Genomic DNA, 18920 nt, shown 5'->3' on the forward strand with positions numbered 1-18920 from the left:
TCGCTGGATGAAGGAGGGGTATTGTCACTGAGCAAGCTTGATTTCAGCTTAATCACTCTACTATAAGCAAAATATTATGATAACTGTCTCTTTTCCAGCGACAGGAACGTCAAGCACGAGGGGGAGTTTTCTCCCCCTCGTGCCTAGCCAAATGTCCTGTGACTGCTAAAATCCATCCCTCATCTCCGTCGGGAACGAGTGAATGAATGTTCATTCATGTTCTCGGATTTTATGGTCAAACCGAGCCAAGTCAAGCTGGCGGGAGTCTCGTATGTCGCAGCAAGCCTTGCCCCAAACCCGTCACTATTCTGCTGATGATGTAAAAATTATCGAAAAATCATCGGGATATAACGGCTTCTTCAAAGTAAATGTCTATCGCCTGCAACACAGGTTATTTGCGGGGGGCTGGAATGAGCCCATAGTGCGCGAGCTGTTCGAGCGCGGCCATGCGGCCGCGCTGCTGCCCTATGATCCTGTGCGCGACCAGATAGTGCTGGTGGAGCAGTTTCGCATTGGCGCCATCGAGACCAGTTCCACCCCCTGGCTGCTGGAGCTGGTGGCCGGCATCATAGATGAAGGGGAGACTACCGAGGTGGTGGTGCGCCGGGAAGCGGTGGAAGAGGCGGGGATTGAGGTCGGTCGCTGCGAGCATGCCATCAGTTATCTGGTGAGCCCGGGCGGCAGTACCGAGCGTATCGAAGTCTATGTGGGTGAGGTGGATGCCAGCAAGGCCGAAGGGATCCACGGTCTGGCGGAAGAGGGCGAAGATATCCGGGTTCACGTGGTGAGTCGTGAACAGGCCTATGCCTGGCTCAAGGAGGGGCGTATCGACAATGCGGCTTCCGTCATCGCACTGCAGTGGCTGGCCCTCAATCACGGCGAGCTGCGGGCTCGCTGGCTGGCGGAGCGCTGAGGTGGTGCGCGTCCAGCAGCAGGGCAAGCGCTATGTGCCTGACTTGATGTCCTTGCAGCGTACCTGCGAGGTGAATTACTCACGGGTGTTGATTGATGGAGCTGCGCTATGCCGTTAGTCCAGAGCCCGATGAAACGCTATGTGCCTGACTTGATGTCCTTGCAGCGCACCTGCGAGGTGAACTATATGGCCTTGATGAAACTGCTGCCACCCGGTGGCACAGTCGGGGCCGAACGCCGCTATCAGGTGGGCAACGGGTTGCAGTTCCAGCTCATCGTCAGCGAGGAGAGCCGCTTTACCAGTCAGGTGATCCTGGCACAGCACAACCCGGAATTGCCGAGCTACTTGCAGGCTCGCATCGAGATTCGTTTGTATCATGACGTGCGGATGGCGGAAGTGTGTGCGGCGCAACAGATTTCGAGGTTGCAACCACGTTATGATTATCCCAATAAAAAAATGCACCAGCGGGATGAAAAGGAGCAGGTAAATCTGTTTCTGGCCGATTGGCTAAGATTTTGTCTCAGACATGGTACCAGCTTGATCAACATCCTCTAATCCTCTAGTTGAACTTATACAAAGAAGCGTGATTTTGGAAACAGAGCTACCCCAGGCGCAGGACGGCAGTGTGCGCCTGTTACAAATTACCGACACCCATCTCTTCGCGAGTGCCGAGGGGAGGCTATTGGCTGTGCGCACCGCAGAGAGCCTGGCTGCCGTGTTGGAACAGGTGCAGGTCAATGAGCACCCGTTCGACCTGATCCTGGCGACTGGCGATCTGTCGCAGGATCACAGTCCGGAGTCCTACCAGCGCTTTGCCAGCATGATGGCTCCGCTGGCGCGCCCCATCTACTGGTTGCCCGGCAACCACGACGACGGCCCCCTGATGACCGAGTACCTGCATGCGGCAGGGATCAGCGAGGCCAAGCAACTGGTGGGCGAACACTGGCAAGTGATGCTGCTCGATACCCAGGTACGCGGCAAACCCCATGGCGTGCTGGGGGATCACCAACTGGCGGCGCTGGACAGCGCACTGCGTCAACATCCCGAGCGCCACGCCCTGATCGCCCTGCACCATCAGGCTGTGCCGGTCGGTTGCGCCTGGCTGGATCAGCACAATCTCAAGAATGCCGACGACTTGTTCGCCGTGCTGGCTCGTCATCCCCAGCAGAAAACCATCTTGTTTGGCCATGTCCATCAGGAATTTGACGAGGTGCACCGCGGGGTGCGGCTGATTGCCAGCCCCTCCACCTGCATCCAGTTCAAACCGCTCAGCGATGGTTTCGCGCTGGATGAGTCCGGCCCGGGCTGGCGCTATCTCACCCTGCATCCCGATGGCCGGGTGGCGAGCCAGGTGTGGCGCCTGCCAGTGGGGCAGTTTGTGCCAGACCCCGATGCCACCGGTTATTGAGGAGAGCATTGCATGAAGTCGGTTCTCCTTTATCTGCACGGTTTCAACTCTTCGCCAGGCTCTGCCAAGGCACAGCAGATGGCTGCCTGGGTGGCCGAATACAGACCCGACATCGAGGTCATTATTCCGGCCCAGCCCAATACGCCTGCCGCTGCCTGGGCTGCCATCGAACAAATCATTGAAGATGTCAGTGCCCGTCATGGCGCCCATCTCAAGCTCGGCGCCGTGGGCAGCTCGCTCGGCGGTTTTATGGCGACCCGGGTGGCCGAGCAGTACGGCTGTCGCGCGGCCCTGATCAATCCGGCGGTGCGCCCCCATGAGCTGCTCTGCGACTATCTGGGCCCCCAGACCAATCCTTATACCAACGAGTGCTTCGAGCTGCTGCCGGTACACATGGATGAACTGAAGGCGTTGGCGGTACCTGTAACGGCGCCTGAACGGCTCTGGATCCTGCAACAGCAGGAGGACGAGGTGCTCGACTATCGCAAGGCGCTGACCGAATATCAGCTCGCCCGTCTCTCGCTGGAGTGCGGCGGCAATCACGCCTTCACAGGGTTTGAACGCTACCCCGCCCAGATCATCCACTTCCTCGGGCTCTAGCGATGCAACCGCCGCTGGCCACCTTTCTGGAACAGGTGCTGGCCACAGCGCAGGCCGGCCTCACCTACTCCAGGGATCCCTTCGATATTGGCCGCTTTGAGGCGCTCAGAGCGGCCACGGTCGCCCTGATTGCCAGTCATAGCGACCTGAAACCGGACGCCATCGCCGAGTGGATCGACCTCGATCGCGGCTACCCCACTCCCAAGCTGGATGTACGAGCCCTTATCGTTGATAAGGCTGGCCATATCCTGCTGGTGCAGGAGCGCAGCGACGGTTGCTGGACCCTGCCCGGCGGCTGGTGTGATATCGGGGACTCGCCAGCCGGTGCCGTGGTGCGCGAGGTCGTTGAAGAGACTGGCCTCGAATGTCGGGCCGTGCAGCTGCTGGCTCTGTTCGACAAGCTCAAGCACCCCCATCCGCCCCAGCTGCCCCACGCCCACAAGGCTTTCTTTTTGTGCGAGGTGATCGGCGGTCAGCTGCTCGGCGAAACCGATGAAACACAAGGTGCAGGTTACTTCCCCATCGACGACTTGCCTGAACTCTCCCGTCATCGGGTGGTGGCGTCCCAACTGCGCACCCTGCATGGCCATCTGTTGCAAAGACGGCGCGATACCCTGTTCGACTGACCCGATTGGAGGGCGCATCAGCTAGCAAGGAGGCTGGATGATCAAACGCATTGGCAATACCCGGATTGAGGAAAAGCACAGGGCCAGCTGTCACTGCGGGGCCGTGGTACTGGAACTTACCTTGCCGGATGGGGTGGTGGATCCCCGTCGCTGCGACTGCTCCCTCTGCCGGCGACGGGGCGCCATCGTCGCCTCTGTGCCGCTGGACGGCATACGCATCCTGCAAGGGGAGGCCGAACTGCGCTGCTACCAGTTCAACACCCGCACCGCAAAGCACTACTTCTGCAGCATCTGCGGCATCTATACCCATCATCAACGTCGATCCAACCCGGCCGAGTATGGTTACAACCTTGCCTGTCTGGAGGGGGTCAACCCGTTCGAGCTGGCTGAGGTGCCGCTGCGCGACGGGGTAAACCATCCGGCCGATAGAGGGAAATAGCCACAAGGGCGTCATCCGCAGATGTCATCATCAGGGTGGCAGCGTCTTTTGGTTTCAATGTCTCCTTCTCCAGGCTGACACAGGCACTCTCTGTGGCGTCAGGCGCATCTGATCCCGGCTCAGTATCTTGTCGGCCCCTGTTTGGATCACCCTTTCCCGCCGTCGGGTTTGTCCAAGGCCCTCCCAACGAGTAAGATTCTCCCCAAACGTCAATTCGCAAGGCCCTCCATGTCCACTCAATACAATGCGGATGCCATTGAGGTCCTCAATGGCCTCGAACCGGTGCGTCGTCGCCCCGGCATGTACACAGACACCACCCGGCCCAATCACCTCGGCCAGGAGGTCATCGACAACAGCGTCGACGAGGCGCTGGCGGGCCACGCCCGTACCCTGGAGGTGACCCTGTATGAAGACCAGTCCCTCGAGGTGATCGATGACGGCCGTGGCATGCCGGTCGATATCCACCCGGAGGAGGGGGTGTGTGGTGTGGAGCTGATCCTCTGCAAGCTGCACGCGGGGGGCAAGTTCTCCAACAAGAACTACCAGTTCTCCGGCGGTCTGCACGGGGTGGGTATTTCGGTGGTGAACGCCCTCTCCGATCGGGTCGAGGTGACGGTGCGTCGCGATGGCCAGGTCTATGACATCGCCTTCGAGCGCGGCGACAAGGTGTCTGATCTGACCATCACCGGCACCTGCGGGCGCCGCAACACTGGCACCCGGGTGCGATTCTGGCCGCAGGCGAGCTATTTCGACTCGCCCCGCTTCTCGGTCACCAAGCTGGAGCACCTGCTCAAGGCCAAGGCCGTGCTCTGCCCCGGCCTCACCATCAAGTTTCTCGACAAGAACACCGGCATCAAGCTGGAGTGGTGCTACGAAGATGGCCTCAAGGATTATCTGGTCGATGCGGTCAAGCAGTTCACCTGCCTGCCGGAGCAGCCCTTCGTCGGCGCCTTCAGCACAGAGCAGTCTGCGGTGGACTGGGCGCTGTGCTGGTTGCCGGAAGGGGGCGAGTGCCTCGCCGAATCCTATGTGAACCTGATCCCGACGCCGCAGGGCGGTACTCACGTCAACGGCCTGCGCCAGGGCCTGCTCGACGCCATGCGCGAGTTCTGCGAGTTCCGCAACCTGTTGCCCCGCGGGGTCAAGCTGACCCCGGAAGACATCTGGGATCGCTGCGCCTACATCCTCTCCATCAAGATGCAGGATCCCCAGTTCGCCGGTCAGACCAAGGAGCGGCTATCGTCGCGCCAGAGCTCGGCCTTCGTGTCGGGGGTGGTGAAGGACTCCTTCAGCCTGTTCCTCAACAGCAATACCGAGCTGGCGGAGCAGATTGCCGAGATCTGCATCTCCAGCGCCCAGCGCCGGTTGCGTGCCGCCAAGACGGTGGTGCGCAAGAAGATTACCCAGGGCCCGGCTCTGCCCGGCAAGCTCACCGACTGCAACTGTGCCGACCCCATGCAAGGCGAACTGTTCCTGGTGGAGGGTGACTCGGCGGGTGGCAGCGCCAAGCAGGCGCGGGATCGCGAATTTCAGGCCATCATGCCCCTGCGCGGCAAGATACTGAACACCTGGGAGGTGGAGGCCGGCCAGGTGCTCGCCTCGCAAGAAGTGCACGACATCTCTGTAGCCATCGGGCTCGATCCCGACTCCGAAGATCTCTCCGGCCTGCGCTACGGCAAGGTGTGCATCCTCGCGGATGCGGACTCGGACGGTCTGCACATAGCCACCCTGCTCTGCGCCCTGTTTGTGAGGCACTTCCGCACCCTGGTCAACAAGGGCCACGTCTATGTGGCCATGCCGCCGCTCTACCGGATCGACATCGGCAAGGAGGTCTACTATGCCCTCGACGAAGACGAGAAGAACGGCGTGCTGCAGCGGGTCGAGGCCGAGAAGAAGAAGGGCAAGGTGATGGTGACCCGATTCAAGGGTCTGGGCGAGATGAACCCGAAACAGCTGCGGGAAACCACCATGGATCCCAACACCCGCCGTCTGGTGCAGCTCACCATGGGCGAGATGGAGGAGGGGGACGAGACCCTGCAACTGATGGACATGCTGCTGGCCAAGAAGCGCGCCCCGGATCGTCGCGAGTGGCTGGAAGAGAAGGGCAACCTTGCCATCATCTAAGCCGTCTGCTGGCCCTGTGCGGGCCAGCAAGCATTTAGCCGGAGTCGCCCTGTGGCGGCTCCCGAACCGAAAGAGAACTATCACATGAGTGATGCTATCGAGCTCAGTCTGGACGGGGTAGAGCGCCAGCCAATGCGCACCTTTACCGAACAGGCTTACTTGAACTACTCCATGTACGTCATCATGGACCGTGCCCTGCCGCACATCGGCGATGGCCTCAAACCCGTGCAGCGGCGGATCATCTACGCCATGAGCGAGCTGGGTCTGTCGGCCCTCTCCAAGCACAAGAAATCCGCCCGTACCGTGGGTGACGTGCTGGGTAAATACCACCCTCACGGCGATAGCGCCTGTTATGAAGCCATGGTGCTGATGGCTCAGCCCTTCTCCTACCGCTACCCGCTGGTGGACGGTCAGGGCAACTGGGGTGCGCCGGACGATCCCAAATCCTTCGCCGCCATGCGTTATACCGAGGCGCGCCTGTCGCGCTTCTCCGAGCTGCTGCTCTCCGAGCTCGGCCAGGGCACTGTGGACTGGACGCCGAACTTCGACGGCACCATGAAAGAGCCGGTAGTGCTGCCCGCCCGCCTGCCTCACATACTGCTCAACGGTATCACAGGCATAGCCGTGGGCATGGCGACCGACATTCCGCCCCACAACGCGCGGGAAGTGGCCTACGCCTGTGCAGAGCTGCTCGACAACCCCAATGCCGGGCTGGATGCGCTGATGGCGCACATTCAGGGGCCGGACTACCCGACCAGCGCCGAGATCATCACGCCGCGCGATGACATCCGCAAAATCTACGAGACCGGCAAGGGCTCCATCAAGCAGCGGGCTGTGTGGAACGAGGAGGATGGCGACATCGTCATCACGGCGCTGCCCCATCAGGCCTCCGGCGCCAAGATCATGGAGCAGATCGCCGCCCAGATGGTGGCCAAGAAGCTGCCCATGGTCACCGACCTGCGCGACGAATCGGACCACGAGAACCCGACCCGTCTGGTGATCATTCCCCGCTCCAACCGGGTGGACATGGAGGCGCTGATGGCCCACCTGTTCGCCACCACGGATCTGGAGAAGAACTATCGCGTCAACCTCAACATACTGGGGCTGGACAACCGCCCCCAGGTGAAGACCCTCAAGATGATCCTCTCCGAGTGGATCATTTTCCGCCGCGAGACGGTGCGCCGTCGCCTGCAGTATCGCCTCGACAAGGTGCTGGCTCGCCTGCACATCCTCGAAGGCTTGCTGGTGGCCTATCTCAACATCGACGAGGTGATCGAGATCATCCGCACCGAGGATGAGCCGGGCAAGGTGATGGTGGAGCGCTTCAACATCAGCGAGACCCAGGCCGAGGCGATCCTCGAGCTGAAACTGCGCCATCTGGCCAAGCTGGAAGAGTTCAAGCTGCGTGCCGAGCAGGACGAACTGGCCATAGAGCGCGACAAGCTTGAACTGCTGCTGGGCTCCGAGCGTCGCCTTAACACCCTGCTCAAGAAAGAGCTGCTGGCGGATGCCGAGAAGTACGGCGACGATCGCCGCACCCCGCTGGTGGAGCGTGCCAGCGCGGTAGCTCTGACCGAAAAAGAGCTGACCCCGAGCGAGCCGGTCACCGTTATCCTCTCTGACAAGGGTTGGGTGCGTGCTGCCAAGGGCCACGACGTGGATGTGGCGGGGCTCTCCTACAAGGCAGGGGATGGCTATTTGGCCCACGCCTGTGGCCGCAGCAACCAGCAGGCGGTGTTCCTTTCCACCCTGGGGCGCACCTATGCACTGGAAGCCCACACCCTGCCATCGGCTCGCAGTCAGGGCGAACCACTCACCGGCCGCTTTGCGCTGGGCGCAGGCGAAGAGGTGCGCCATCTGGTGATGGGCAACGAGGGGGAACCCTATCTCATCTGTTCCGACGCCGGTTACGGTTTCGTCTGCACCTATGACGATCTCATCGGCAAGAACAAGAACGGCAAGGCGCTGCTGACAGTGCCGGAAGGGGGCCTGGTGATGGCACCCCAGAAGATTGGCTCGCCAGAGACCGATCTCTGCATGGCCATCTCCAACGAGGGGCGCATGCTGTTGTTCCCGCTCAACACCTTGCCGGTGCTCGGCAAGGGCAAGGGCAACAAGCTGATCAGCATACCGTCGGCGCGGGTCAAGGCACGGGAAGAGTTTATGGTGATGGCCGCCATTATCCCGCAGGGGCAATATGTCACCCTGTTTGCCGGCAAGCGCAAGCTGACTCTCAAACCTGCCGATCTCGACTACTACCGCGGCGAGCGCGGACGCCGTGGCGCCAAGCTGCCCCGCGGTTTGCAGCGAGTAGATCGTATCGAGATTGAACCCGCCGCCGGTGCCGAGCCGGTTGCTGAGGAAAGTCAGGAAGGGTAATTAAGAAGAAGGGCGCGAAATCGCCCTTCTTCTTAAAATTATTTTTTCTATCGATTATTAAATGAATTTTTTAGGCATGATTCTCGATTGTATATGTAGGACTTATATGTCACATGATGCGCTTGAACAGTTGAAATGGGTTTACTCTAGTCTTTCGGGGATTTGTTTGGCTGTGATCTTAACAACTTTAACGCTTGAGTCTAATGTAATCGATGGCAGTTTACCCCTACAAATAGCGATTGTGTTATTTGTGATTTCTCTAATTATTTTTTCATGCTTTACAATAGTACATATTGCTATATCTGGAGAAAAGGCCAATGTCGAAATTGGAATAGTTGAAGGTAATTTATCGATACCTTGGGTGAAGTTATTAACATCATGTGCATTCATGATTCTGTATTATGCGTTTTTCTTTTTAATATCTCACATTAATATCTTTTTTGGTTTAATTTATGCCGTAGCATCATTGCTATTACTTCCATTGACGAATAATTTTTTAAAAAAGTTAAATTTGGAACTTCAGTTTTTTAATTAACACCTAGTCCCTCTCATAATAAATATATGGGGTGGTAATGTTAGGGCCGTAGGTTTGATTAGCGAAGCGTAATCAGACGCTCGCGAAAACAGGTTACCGTGATTCTGCTGGTGCTCCAGCTGATCTCTTCTCTATGTCCATAGCCACCGAGCTTGCGGTGCGGACGATTACGCTGCGCTAATCGACCCTACTTGCCTCTGTTTTATTTGACGCTCTGCTGCTTGTCGATGGCTTGCTCCCCCTCATCCCCGACCCTTCTCCCCTTATCTATGGCAAAGAGTGGGAGAAGGGAGTTCTTTAATCACCGACAGTTGATGGCATGACCACCACGGCCTGAGGTTGGTGTTGAGTTGTCCCCTCTCCCTTTGGGAGAGGGTTAGGGGAGGTAACCACTTGGGTGCAATGAACAAGGTGAATTGCACCGTGATTGACCCCGCGAGGTTGCCGGTGCAGTGGGCTGTACGGATTGCCCCTACCCAGCTGCGTGAACGCCCAGAAAAGCCGCCATGATGGTAAACAGCAGCCAGTCATTGATAATGTGTGCGCCGGTTGATACCCAAATGTTTTTGGTAATGATGTAGCCACTTAGCAGCACAATGCGGGCCGTTCCGATGACCAAAAAACATTGCACAAAATTCCACTCATAAGTGGGCAGATGCAACGCACCGAAGATAAGCGCAGTACAGAGCCAGGCGGTGATGATTGCACGCTTGCGCGTCATGGCGAGTGCTTGGTGACAAAACCAGAGCACAGCCAGAAACGGCAATATGGAGACCACCTCCTCACCTAAGAGTTGCGGAGCCGTTTTTAAATAAAAGAGGATGAGTGCCGTATCGGATGCCCCTGCCAGCAGGGTGTTGACCGGATTGGTATTCATCTTGAAAAGCAGCTGCAGCAAGATTGCAACGGTGAAGGAGACCAGAATATTGGCGCCAACAATGGCCACCATCAACAGAATATCCCGCCATGTCGGCGTGCGAAATAGTGCTCGCCACCCTTTACCTACCATCATGGCGAGCACGACCAGCGGGATAAGCGGAAACAGGATGGCGGGAACAAAGCCGCCCATGGTGGTTTTAAAAAATTCGACAGGCAACGTCAGCATCGAGAAACCCAGCGCCGCACTCAGCAGGAGCAGTACCCAGCGGCGGGCAGATAATGCATGGGGCCCCTCTCGATAAAAGGGAAAATCCCCAGCACTTTTGTGCTCGAAACCATAGTAATCACTGTCATTCAATACCGGTATTGCTGCGGATTGATGCTCAAGCATGGTGCCCCTCGATATTTCAATTTGTTGTCCTGGAAACAACCGTATACCAGATGACTAGGTTAATTGGCGGCTCTTGCATCTTTATTTAAATGCCAACCATCAAGGTGTAAATCCCTTATTTCGCGGGCTCACGCCTTCCTGATAGCCGCTTCATTCGGTCCGTAGCACCATGACTGACACCCCATCGATTTCACATATGCTGCCGGTGCAATAAACAAGGTGAATTGCACCGCCGAGCCTTCAATTATTGAAATTCCACGCTATGGGCAGCTCAAGGTCGAAGACAAGCTCATCGCCTTCCAGGCGAAAGGGCACGCTGGTCTGGTGCTGGTCATATTCGTCGATAAGGCGGCAGCCCTCGGCGAAATTGGATTCGTAGTTGAGGCGGGCGTTGCCCCCCGTGTCAGCCTTGTCGAGCTCCACCCCCAGTACCCGCAGCGGATCTTTCTGGCTGAGCTTGACCCGATTGTCACCCACATCTACCAGTCGTTCCAGCAGGGGGAAGAAGTCCTGTTTGTGGGCCTCTATCGCCCGGGCGATGGCCTGCTCCAGCTCGGCCTGAGTGGTAAAGGTGCCCGCCAGTCTATATCGGGTCTGGATCCGCTCCTGGGTCATCTTCCTCTCCTTCTCGTTTGTGCCCGATCTGGGCCTGTCGGTAAACCTTATCAGACGCAGGTGCAAAGCATCAGGCGGGAATGCGGCCATTGCGCATCAGCGCCCGGCGGATGTTCTTGCACATCTTGCCAAAGCGGTTGAGCTCGTCGAAGGAGGGCGGGATGCCGCGATCTATCCGATATTGCCAATAGGATAAGTCAGTGTCGACCAGCTCCATCAGCTTCTTGGGGCAGCCGATGCAGCTATTGTCTGGTCCGCATCTGAAGGTATCCGGCTGATAGAGCGCAAATTCCTGCTTCACTGCATCGATGATCTGCTGCATCGCGGTAATACGGTCGGGCTTTCTGCTCACAGCATGGCCCCTGCTGCTGGTATGGGGGATTCATTATATTCCTTACATTCTATGGACCAATGACGCTAACGAGGTAGTTCCTATGGGGATTCGATAGGAATACCGGACTTTCCCCCGTCTTCGGCTCACCATCTGGGAGGGAGGCATAGGCTTGATAATCCCTTCCTTGCACCGAGAGAGATTTTGTTTAGGAGTGTTTCAGTGCATCATAAAAGCCCCAAACGAACCAATTTTGTCGATTACCTGCTGGAGATCTGATGATGAAATATGTCCCGCTCTTGTTTTGCTGCTGGGCCTTGTACGCGCAAGCCGAGAAGCCCGAACCGGTACAGGAGGGAACCCTGGCCAATCAGCAGTTGATCCAGGATGCCATGGTCGGTGTAGCGGGTTGGGTGGCAACCAAGGGCTGTGAGGCGCCAGAGCGCTTTGTGCCGGTTGTGTTGCAGCCGCCAAAGGGAGAGCCGGGTAGCCGTTATTGGCAAGAGCGCTGGACGGTGGAAGGGTGTGGTAAACAGTATCCGGCGATCATCGACTTTCGTGAAACCGGGGTAGATAGCGCCATGTGGACTATTGCGCACTGAGGTCTTGAGGGGCGTGGCTGAGACTGCCCTCTCATTCAAACCCTGTTCCCGCAGCCCACGGGGACGTGAACGGGGGCAGTTGCATCACCCTTGATACGCGGGTTTGTCGGTGCAATGCGCTTCGCTTATTGCACCCTACCTGGATGGCCTGACCTCGTCCCCCAGTGTTTCCCGCTCGTCACTGTGGTGGTCAGATATAACAACGCCCGGCAAGCCGGGCGTTGTTGGGTCATGACGGGGCAGATCCTGCTTGCTGCCACCAGCGGTGGCGTTGGCAGTGGCCCCGAGCCAAAGCTGGCCTAGAAGTCGTGGTAGAGCGGCCAGCCAAGCAGCGGGTGCTTGAGACCGGCGCGCATCTCGAAATTGTCGAGCTTCTCCGGCTCGGCGTTCTCTTGTTGCAGCAACTGGTACTGGCGCACAAAGCCCAGGGTGTGCAGCAGGTTGGGGACAAACCCCTTGCTGAGTTCCTGACGCAGACCGGTGATCAGTTCGCTCGGCAGCTCCGCCAGCAGCAGCTCCAGCTGGGCGGCCAGATAGTCGGTGTCGTACCAGGCTTCTTGCAGCACGATTTCCCGCGCCAGACGACGCTTGAGATCCTGCTTTACCTTCAGTTTGGCGGCGCCGCTGCCATTGCCGCAGAGAATGCGGTAGAGCAGGGCCTCGGCCAGCTTGTCCTCCATGGTGGGGTGGTCGTTCTCGCAGGCGAAGAAGTGCTGATCGATCAGGCTCATCAGGCGGGCCTTGTTATGCTCCACCAGCGCCTTCTCGTACTCCTGCCACCCTTGCCACTCCTCCACATCCGGCGGGCTGGAGATCTTGTCCAAAAGCCGCGCATCCACGTCGCCATAGAGGCTGTTGCCACCTGGCTGCTTGGCGCTGACCGAGATCAGCATGGACCAGCCCTTCTGGAACGGCTTGATGGGCCCCTCCGGCGCCTGCAGCAGGGCCAGTGCCTTGGCGGTATCCCGTTGCGACAGCTCCAGCAGGCCCAGGCTGACCACGCCGATGACGTCGTGGGCGGCCTGTTCCAGCAGATGCATCTTGTACTTGTTGTAGTACTTGTCGGCGAACTTCAGGCTCATCAGCACCGCCTTGCCCTTGATCTGGCCCAGCTGCTGATCGCTCAAGTGTTCGCTCTCGCGGCCAAAGCGCAGCACCTGAGTGAGAAAGGGGCCCTGATTGACATCGCGTATGACTAGTTGCATGACGGAGTTCCTCAATCCAGGAAGCTGAACATGTCGTCGACTTCGGCGTACTCGTCGGAGGCATCGTTCTTATCTTTGGCCTGCATCACCAGCTCGCTGGCGAACTTGCTGATAATCCCTTCCCAGGATGAGTGCTCATTGCGCAGCAGTGCCTTGATGGCTTTTTCCACGTCCGGGGTCAGCTCGCGGATCAGCATCAAGAGGCTGCGCGGGTCATCCAGCGGGTAGTCGTGGGCATTTTCACTCTGCTGGCGGTCGCTGTAGGAGAGCGCCTCTTCCAGATCTTCCTCTTCGGCGTGCAGCGTGTCGTGGAAGCCCTCTTCATCCTCGAAGCGCTCACCGCGATAGAACTCGATGAAGGGGATGGCGAGGTAGAAGAGACCGGCCGGATCCTCGGCGATGCACTCCAGGATCTCCGCCTGCTTGGCGTCGCTGTCCTGGGTGCGGATCAGGTAGTTGAGGAAGTCGAAGGTGTGCTGCTGCAGCTCTTCGGCGTTGTTCTTGATCGCCTCTTCCCAGTAAAGGGGCTGCTGGCAGACGATGTCGCGGATCCGCTCCGGGGTCATCAGCTCGGAGATGATCGACGGGAACGACATGTCGTGCTGGCCGTTGATCTGGGTCAGGGTGACGATATCAATCTGTTCAATGACTTCGGCCAACTGATCGTCAGACATTGTCTTGGCGATCAGTTCGAATTTCTCGCTGGCCTGTTTCGGCTCGATCACGGCCAGCTCTTTGATCTCGATGGCGGTAATTTCTATCAGACTGTGCATGCTTTGCCCCAAGTTAGAAACGTACTTCGTCGTACATGTCTTGATCGCCGTCGTCGTCACCATCACCGTTGTAGTCGGCGTCAGCGTTTTCCCCGTCGTCATCGTCGTCGTCACGCAGTTCGTAGTCGTCATCGGCACGGCGGCCGCCGCGCGGCAGCGGGTTGTCCAGCTGGAACAGCACGGCGCAGGCTTCGATCAGCTGATCTTCGCTCTGGGCCCGTACCGCTTTCACCAGTGGCAGGTCGGCATTGTTGAACGCCACCGACACCTTGAATTCGTCCCATGAGGGTTGTACGCCGCTGCCGAGCCACTTGTTCCACTCGGGTTTGGCCTTGGCCGGGAACTGCACTCTGCCATAGAGGGCCAGCGGCAGGTATTCAGGCATGAATTCCAGCATGCTCATGTCAGCCAGCAGCAGTGTCTTCATCTTGCCGGTGAATTGCTCCAGCGCCTTGGGGTCGTCCTGATCCCGGTAGGATTCGATGTTCTCACTGGCATCACTCATCAGCGCTTTGATCCGCGCCTGGTCCCATTTTTTTTGCATAGCGCCTCAGGGGTAAAATTGGTCCCACATCTCCTGCATGGCAGAAGCGGGATCGGTCACGATGACGTTGTTGAAATCCTTGATGAAAGCGGCCCGTTGTTTCGGGTCTGACAGCACTTCATAGGCCTGCTTTACCTGGTGCAGCTTGATGGCTGCCAGCTCTCGCTCTTCTTCGCTCGCCCCCAACAGCTTGTCTGGGTGGTACTGGTTCGACAGCCGTCGATAGGCTTTTTTGATGTCGTTTTCGCTGGCATTGGACTTGACGCCCAGTACCCGAAAGTAGTTGTTCATGGCAGATCCTGCATCACTGGCATCTTGGAATTCACAATGCGGGCGCCTGATGGTGGAGCTTGAGAAACCAGGCACGGCAAAAACCCGTCATTTTAACGGAAACAGGCCAGCTCCGCCATGAATAGGAGGCGGTATGGCAAGCAAGTTGCTAATGCGAAAAAAGCTCCGAGCGCTGCCATTTTGGCAAGAAGAGGGTGGGGCATGTGTGATGGTGGTTGAAAAAACGCCCGGCAGGCCGGGCGTTGAGTCATCTGAGCTGAGTGGTGCAGTAAACAAACAACTGCGGCTTGCCAAGGGGAGTTCAGTGCCCCGCCTCTGGCAGCAGGCGAACAAGATGGCGATCGAGCCCCCAGGGGCCACAACCCTGTACCACCAGCAAGATGCATAGCAGGATATAGACAGACTCGGGCAGATAGAGCAGCCAGCTATACCATTCGAGCCCGGTCACGTCGGCGGGTATCTGATGAAGACCTATGGTCACCAGGGCAACAATGTTGATCACCAGCAATACCAGCGAGGACAACCTGGTCAGCAGACCAAAAACCAGCAGCAAGCCAAACAGGGTTTCATTGCCTGCCACAAAGGTTGCCATAAAGGCAGGATACGGGAGCCCTGCCTCTATCATGGTGTGCAGCATGGCCTGCTGGTTATCTGGCTGGATCAATTTATTCAAACCGGACGCAAAGAAGAAAAGACCGAACGCTATCCGGATCAGTGTCAGCGGCAAGAAATAGCGGCCACTCCGGGTCGACAGAAAACGCGCGATGATGGAAGTCATATCCACTCCTGTATTTGTATGAGGATGTGAAGTCGATGGTCGATAGAGGCCGGATGCGGGCGGTCAACAGGGGTTGTCCCGCCCGTTTGGGCAAACGCTACCTCTATCTCGATCATATTTGGGCCGAGTGGTGCTCTTCTTCATCAGGGACAAGAGCACCAATGTCGGCACCCGTGAGGCCGGTTTAGCCGAGGCTGGCCCAGGCCAGGCGCAGTTTCAGCCCCAGACCCGAACTCCAGCCTGTGGTGGTACTCACCACCTTGCCGTCCTTGACGATGAGGAAGCTGGGGGTGACGCTCACCTGCCAGCGGGCGGCGAGGTCCCCTCGCTCATCGTTATGGGTCGGGAAAGTCAGCCCTTTCTTGCCCATCCCCTTGCTCAACTGCTGCGTGTTGCCTGAGCGCAGTGCCACCGTCAGCACGTTTTCACCGTCCTGCCAGAGCTGCTCCACGGTCGGTGTGGTGAAGCGGCAGACGGCGCACCAGCTGGCCCAGTAGTAGACCAGCAGCGGCTTGTCCCGGCTCATGGCCAGCAGGTCGGCGGTAGTGCCATCTTGCAGGGTGAGGGTGGGCAGAGGGCTGCCTTCTGGCAGCGCCGGGCTGCGCCAGAGGTCCAGCGCCGTCGAAATGACCACGCCAAACAGCAGCAGCCAGAGTGCCTCTTTGCCCCAGCGTCGCAGGCGATGGGGGAGGGATGGTTTGGCTTCCATGGTTACCCCTTCCTGGCCAGTTCGGCTTTCACAATTTGCTCAAGCTCTTCATAGGGGATGGCGCCCGACACCAGCTGGTTGCCGATCAATGTGGCCGGTGTCCCTTGCACTCCCAGCAGCGTGCCGATGCGAAGGCTGTTGCGCAGCTCCTCGGTGGTCCTGGCTTCGGGTTTGAGCGCAGTGTTGCCGGTGGCCGCCAGTGCCTTGTTGATATCAGCCTCGGTCAGCATGCCCTGCTTGCTCATGAGCTTGTCGTGCAGGGCGAGGAAGCGGGCAGGATCCAGCTGCCACAGGGTCAGGCTGTATTGGGCCGCCTTGGCAGAGGTCTGCCCCTTGAACGGCAACAGCTTGATCACCAGCCCGACATCATCTGGGTAGGCTTTCAGCAGCTTGGTCAGGTGGGGATCGAACTGTTTGCAGAAGGGGCAGTTGTAGTCGGTGAACGACACCAGGGTCAGCTTGGGGTTTTTGGCGCCCAGGCGCGGGCTGGTAGCGCTGTTGAACAGCACATCCTGGTTGCCCTTGATGAAGTTGCCAAGCTGGCTGGCCTGATCCGCCGCATTCTGTTTCTCCCAGGCATCGGCCACCTCATCGAGGATTTTGGGGTTGGCCACCAGGGTCTCGCGGATCAGCTCCTTGATGCGGGACTCCTGCTCCGGGGTGAAGGGGGCTGCGTGCAGGGCCGGGGTCAGCAGGGTGCCCAGCAGGGTCAGGGTGAGCAGGGGCGATTTCATTTGGTGTCTCCTTGATAGGGGGCTATGGCTGCTTGCTTCAGGGTGCCAAGCAGGGTCGGTCGGTCCAGCAGGGGGGAGAGGATCTCGCCACCCTGCAGGCCCGGCCCATAAATCTGGTTGAAGGGAATGGCCACGCTGCCGCGCTGGCGCAAGAAATCAGCGATGCTGGCGGAGGGACGGCTCCAGTCCCCGCGCAGGGCTACCACATCGGGGGCGCTCAGCGCTTTTTGCACATCATCTCGCAGCAGCACGTTGAATTTGTTGGCTTTACAGGTAATGCACCAGTCGGCAGTGACATCGACAAAAACCCGCTTGTTCTGCGCCAGCGCGTCCTGGATGGCTTGCTCCGAGAGTGGCTGCCAGTTGACGGTATCTCGCTGGGGTTTTCCTTCCATCGTAAAGGCGCCGCCCAGCAGCAGGGCTCCACCCAGTAGACAGGTGAGGGCCAGTCCCAGGGTCACACCCCGAATGCCATGACGCCACACCACGGCCAGCAGCAGGGCAGCCAGCATCAGCGCCATCAGGATCAGCATCCAGAATTGACCGATATGGTTGCCGAGCAGGCTGAGCAGCCAGAGGCTGGAGCCCAGCATCATCAGACCGAGCAGAATGCGCAGGCGGCCCATCCAGCGGCCCGGCTTCGGCAGCCAGAGTGCGAGACGGGGGAAGGCGGCGATCAGCAGCCAGGGCAGGCTCATGCCAATCCCCAGCGCGGTGAAGATGAGCCAGAGTTGACCCAGGGGTGCCCCGAGCGCAAAGGCGACCGCTGTACCGAGGAAGGGGGCGGAGCAGGGGGTCGCCAGCAGGGTTGCGAAGCACCCCTGCAGAAAGTGACCGCCCAGGCTGTTGCCGCCCGTGGTGGCGAGACGGGTATTGAGGTTGCTTGGCAGCCTTAACTCGAACAGCCCCAGCAGGTTGGCACAAAACAGCAGGGTGACCACCACCATAAAGCCGATAAACCAGACGCTCTGGAACTGGATACCCCAACCGACCGCCCCCTGGGTGGCGCGCAGCAGTGTGCTCATCAGTGCCAGCGCCCAGAAGGAGACCAGGATACCGGCACTGGCCGCCAGGAATTGCAGGCGAACCGGACGGCGCTCGCGGGTTTCCAGTTGCAACACAGATCCCAGCTTGAGCGCCAGCACCGGCAGCACGCAGGGCATCAGATTGAGGATAAGGCCACCCAACAGGGCGGCGCCCAGCAACCAGACAAGGGAGTGAGCGCTCTGGGGCAGGGTCAGCGGGTCACCTATGCTGGCGTCACTCTGCCAGGCCTGTTCACCACTGCTCAGCACGAACCCGAGTTGCTGGTTACGGATGTCGGGCGCATCGCTTTGCCAGCCATCGCTGACCGGAATACGGGCGATCAGGGTGTTGCCTTGCACCTCCAGCTCGGGTTTGCCAAATTCGGCCCCTTCCAGACGCTGGAGGAAAACCTGGGGATCCTGCCAGCCTTGCGGGTTGTCGGCGGTCAGCTGCAGCTGGTTTTGCTGATAACCCGCTTTGAGGATGACGGTATCCGGCAGGGTTTGTGGCAGCTTGCTCATCGCCTGGGCGTAGGCAAAGTCGAACCCTTCCGGCGCAGAGCCATCCAGCGCAAGGGTAAAAGGGTAGTCGGTCAGAATGCAGACATTGCTGCAAGTCGAAAGGCGCAGGGTGCCAGTCAGCGCATCGCTGCTGCTGTGAGCAAGCGTGATAGGAAGGCTGACGGTCTTCTGATAGCCCTGGGTCGAGATACCACTGACGTCAAATCGCTCCGGCACAGGCCAGTGCCACTGCTGGGTGGCTTGAGGGGCATCCCAGAAGATTTCAGGGGCAATGCCGCCTTCCCCCGGGTTCTGCCAATAGGTCTTCCAGCCGGACTCGAGCTCCAGGCTCAGCAGCACACGAGTTTGGGCGGGATCTCGGGTATCCGCTTGCAGCCGCACTTTGGCGTGATCGTTCTGGGGGCTGGCAAGCCAGCCGGTATCGCTGGCCAATCCCATGGATTGCCACAGCAGGCCGCCCATCAACAGGGCGGTCTTGATGATGTTTGACATTTTTT

Annotated in this window: 21 protein-coding genes; 10 read left to right on the forward strand and 11 right to left on the reverse strand. The window is 58.8% G+C overall.

Annotated features, from left to right (window positions below; genetic code table 11):
* Positions 1-271: 271 nt before the first annotated feature.
* From nudF to GWQ29_RS04140, 9 genes are all read left to right on the forward strand, one after another.
* Positions 272-913 carry an ADP-ribose diphosphatase gene (nudF, locus tag GWQ29_RS04100; protein ID WP_275918805.1) on the forward strand — a complete coding sequence of 214 codons (642 nt, stop codon included), beginning with the start codon at positions 272-274 and terminating at the stop codon, positions 911-913.
* Positions 914-1021: 108 nt separating this feature from the next.
* Positions 1022-1468: a DUF1249 domain-containing protein gene (locus GWQ29_RS04105; protein WP_021141263.1), complete on the forward strand. Its 447-nt coding sequence runs from the start codon at positions 1022-1024 to the stop codon at positions 1466-1468.
* A 34-nt stretch (positions 1469-1502) separates the two neighbouring features.
* Positions 1503-2321 carry a 3',5'-cyclic-AMP phosphodiesterase gene (gene cpdA, locus GWQ29_RS04110; protein ID WP_011898312.1) on the forward strand — a complete coding sequence of 273 codons (819 nt, stop codon included), beginning with the start codon at positions 1503-1505 and terminating at the stop codon, positions 2319-2321.
* A 12-nt stretch (positions 2322-2333) separates the two neighbouring features.
* Positions 2334-2921 (forward strand): YqiA/YcfP family alpha/beta fold hydrolase, encoded by a 588-nt coding sequence (locus GWQ29_RS04115; protein ID WP_275918806.1) that lies wholly within the window; start codon positions 2334-2336, stop codon positions 2919-2921.
* Between the two features lie 2 nt (positions 2922-2923).
* Entirely contained in the window at positions 2924-3547 is a 624-nt protein-coding gene (locus tag GWQ29_RS04120) for an NUDIX hydrolase (protein WP_275918807.1), read from the forward strand.
* Between the two features lie 37 nt (positions 3548-3584).
* On the forward strand, positions 3585-3986 hold the full coding sequence (locus GWQ29_RS04125) for a GFA family protein (RefSeq protein WP_275918808.1): 402 nt from the start codon (positions 3585-3587) through the stop codon (positions 3984-3986).
* Positions 3987-4214: 228 nt separating this feature from the next.
* Positions 4215-6110: a DNA topoisomerase IV subunit B gene (gene parE / locus GWQ29_RS04130; protein ID WP_275918809.1), complete on the forward strand. Its 1896-nt coding sequence runs from the start codon at positions 4215-4217 to the stop codon at positions 6108-6110.
* A gap of 84 nt (positions 6111-6194) precedes the next feature.
* Positions 6195-8489, forward strand: coding sequence for a DNA topoisomerase IV subunit A (gene parC / locus GWQ29_RS04135; RefSeq protein WP_021141155.1), 2295 nt, complete (start codon positions 6195-6197; stop codon positions 8487-8489).
* Positions 8490-8595: 106 nt separating this feature from the next.
* On the forward strand, positions 8596-9024 hold the full coding sequence (locus tag GWQ29_RS04140) for a hypothetical protein (protein ID WP_275918810.1): 429 nt from the start codon (positions 8596-8598) through the stop codon (positions 9022-9024).
* Between the two features lie 472 nt (positions 9025-9496).
* Here the strand turns inward: GWQ29_RS04140 and GWQ29_RS04145 are convergent, their stop codons facing one another.
* The 3 genes from GWQ29_RS04145 to GWQ29_RS04155 form a co-directional block, all read right to left on the reverse strand.
* Positions 9497-10294, reverse strand: coding sequence for a CPBP family intramembrane glutamic endopeptidase (locus tag GWQ29_RS04145; RefSeq protein WP_275918811.1), 798 nt, complete (start codon positions 10292-10294; stop codon positions 9497-9499).
* Between the two features lie 240 nt (positions 10295-10534).
* Complete coding sequence (locus GWQ29_RS04150; protein WP_017413199.1) at positions 10535-10909, reverse strand: hypothetical protein; 375 nt, start codon at positions 10907-10909, stop codon at positions 10535-10537.
* A gap of 70 nt (positions 10910-10979) precedes the next feature.
* The gene (locus GWQ29_RS04155) at positions 10980-11231 is read right to left on the reverse strand and encodes a hypothetical protein (protein ID WP_345893276.1); all 252 of its coding nucleotides are present in this window, start codon (positions 11229-11231) and stop codon (positions 10980-10982) included.
* Between the two features lie 287 nt (positions 11232-11518).
* Here GWQ29_RS04155 and GWQ29_RS04160 point away from each other — a divergent pair, with 287 nt between their 5' ends.
* Positions 11519-11842 (forward strand): hypothetical protein, encoded by a 324-nt coding sequence (locus GWQ29_RS04160; protein ID WP_275918813.1) that lies wholly within the window; start codon positions 11519-11521, stop codon positions 11840-11842.
* Between the two features lie 299 nt (positions 11843-12141).
* Here the strand turns inward: GWQ29_RS04160 and GWQ29_RS04165 are convergent, their stop codons facing one another.
* The 8 genes from GWQ29_RS04165 to GWQ29_RS04200 all read right to left on the reverse strand — a co-directional run bounded on the left by GWQ29_RS04165 (position 12142) and on the right by GWQ29_RS04200 (position 18915).
* Positions 12142-13047 carry a hypothetical protein gene (locus tag GWQ29_RS04165; RefSeq protein ID WP_275918814.1) on the reverse strand — a complete coding sequence of 302 codons (906 nt, stop codon included), beginning with the start codon at positions 13045-13047 and terminating at the stop codon, positions 12142-12144.
* An 11-nt stretch (positions 13048-13058) separates the two neighbouring features.
* On the reverse strand, positions 13059-13820 hold the full coding sequence (locus tag GWQ29_RS04170) for a hypothetical protein (protein ID WP_005313872.1): 762 nt from the start codon (positions 13818-13820) through the stop codon (positions 13059-13061).
* Positions 13821-13833: 13 nt separating this feature from the next.
* Entirely contained in the window at positions 13834-14364 is a 531-nt protein-coding gene (locus tag GWQ29_RS04175) for a hypothetical protein (RefSeq protein WP_021139714.1), read from the reverse strand.
* A 6-nt stretch (positions 14365-14370) separates the two neighbouring features.
* Complete coding sequence (locus GWQ29_RS04180) at positions 14371-14655, reverse strand: DnaJ domain-containing protein (protein ID WP_005313867.1); 285 nt, start codon at positions 14653-14655, stop codon at positions 14371-14373.
* 301 nt (positions 14656-14956) lie between these two features.
* Entirely contained in the window at positions 14957-15433 is a 477-nt protein-coding gene (locus GWQ29_RS04185) for a DoxX family protein (protein ID WP_275918815.1), read from the reverse strand.
* 184 nt (positions 15434-15617) lie between these two features.
* Positions 15618-16142, reverse strand: coding sequence for a protein disulfide oxidoreductase (locus tag GWQ29_RS04190; protein ID WP_275918816.1), 525 nt, complete (start codon positions 16140-16142; stop codon positions 15618-15620).
* A gap of 2 nt (positions 16143-16144) precedes the next feature.
* The gene (locus tag GWQ29_RS04195; protein WP_275918817.1) at positions 16145-16876 is read right to left on the reverse strand and encodes a DsbA family protein; all 732 of its coding nucleotides are present in this window, start codon (positions 16874-16876) and stop codon (positions 16145-16147) included.
* Complete coding sequence (locus tag GWQ29_RS04200; RefSeq protein WP_275918818.1) at positions 16873-18915, reverse strand: protein-disulfide reductase DsbD domain-containing protein; 2043 nt, start codon at positions 18913-18915, stop codon at positions 16873-16875. The genes GWQ29_RS04195 and GWQ29_RS04200 overlap by 4 nt, the downstream gene beginning before the upstream one ends.
* Between the last annotated feature and the right edge of the window lie 5 nt (positions 18916-18920).

Origin of the sequence: Aeromonas sp. 2HA2, from assembly GCF_029237345.1 — a bacterium.
Classification (GTDB): Bacteria; Pseudomonadota; Gammaproteobacteria; order Enterobacterales; family Aeromonadaceae; genus Aeromonas; species Aeromonas salmonicida.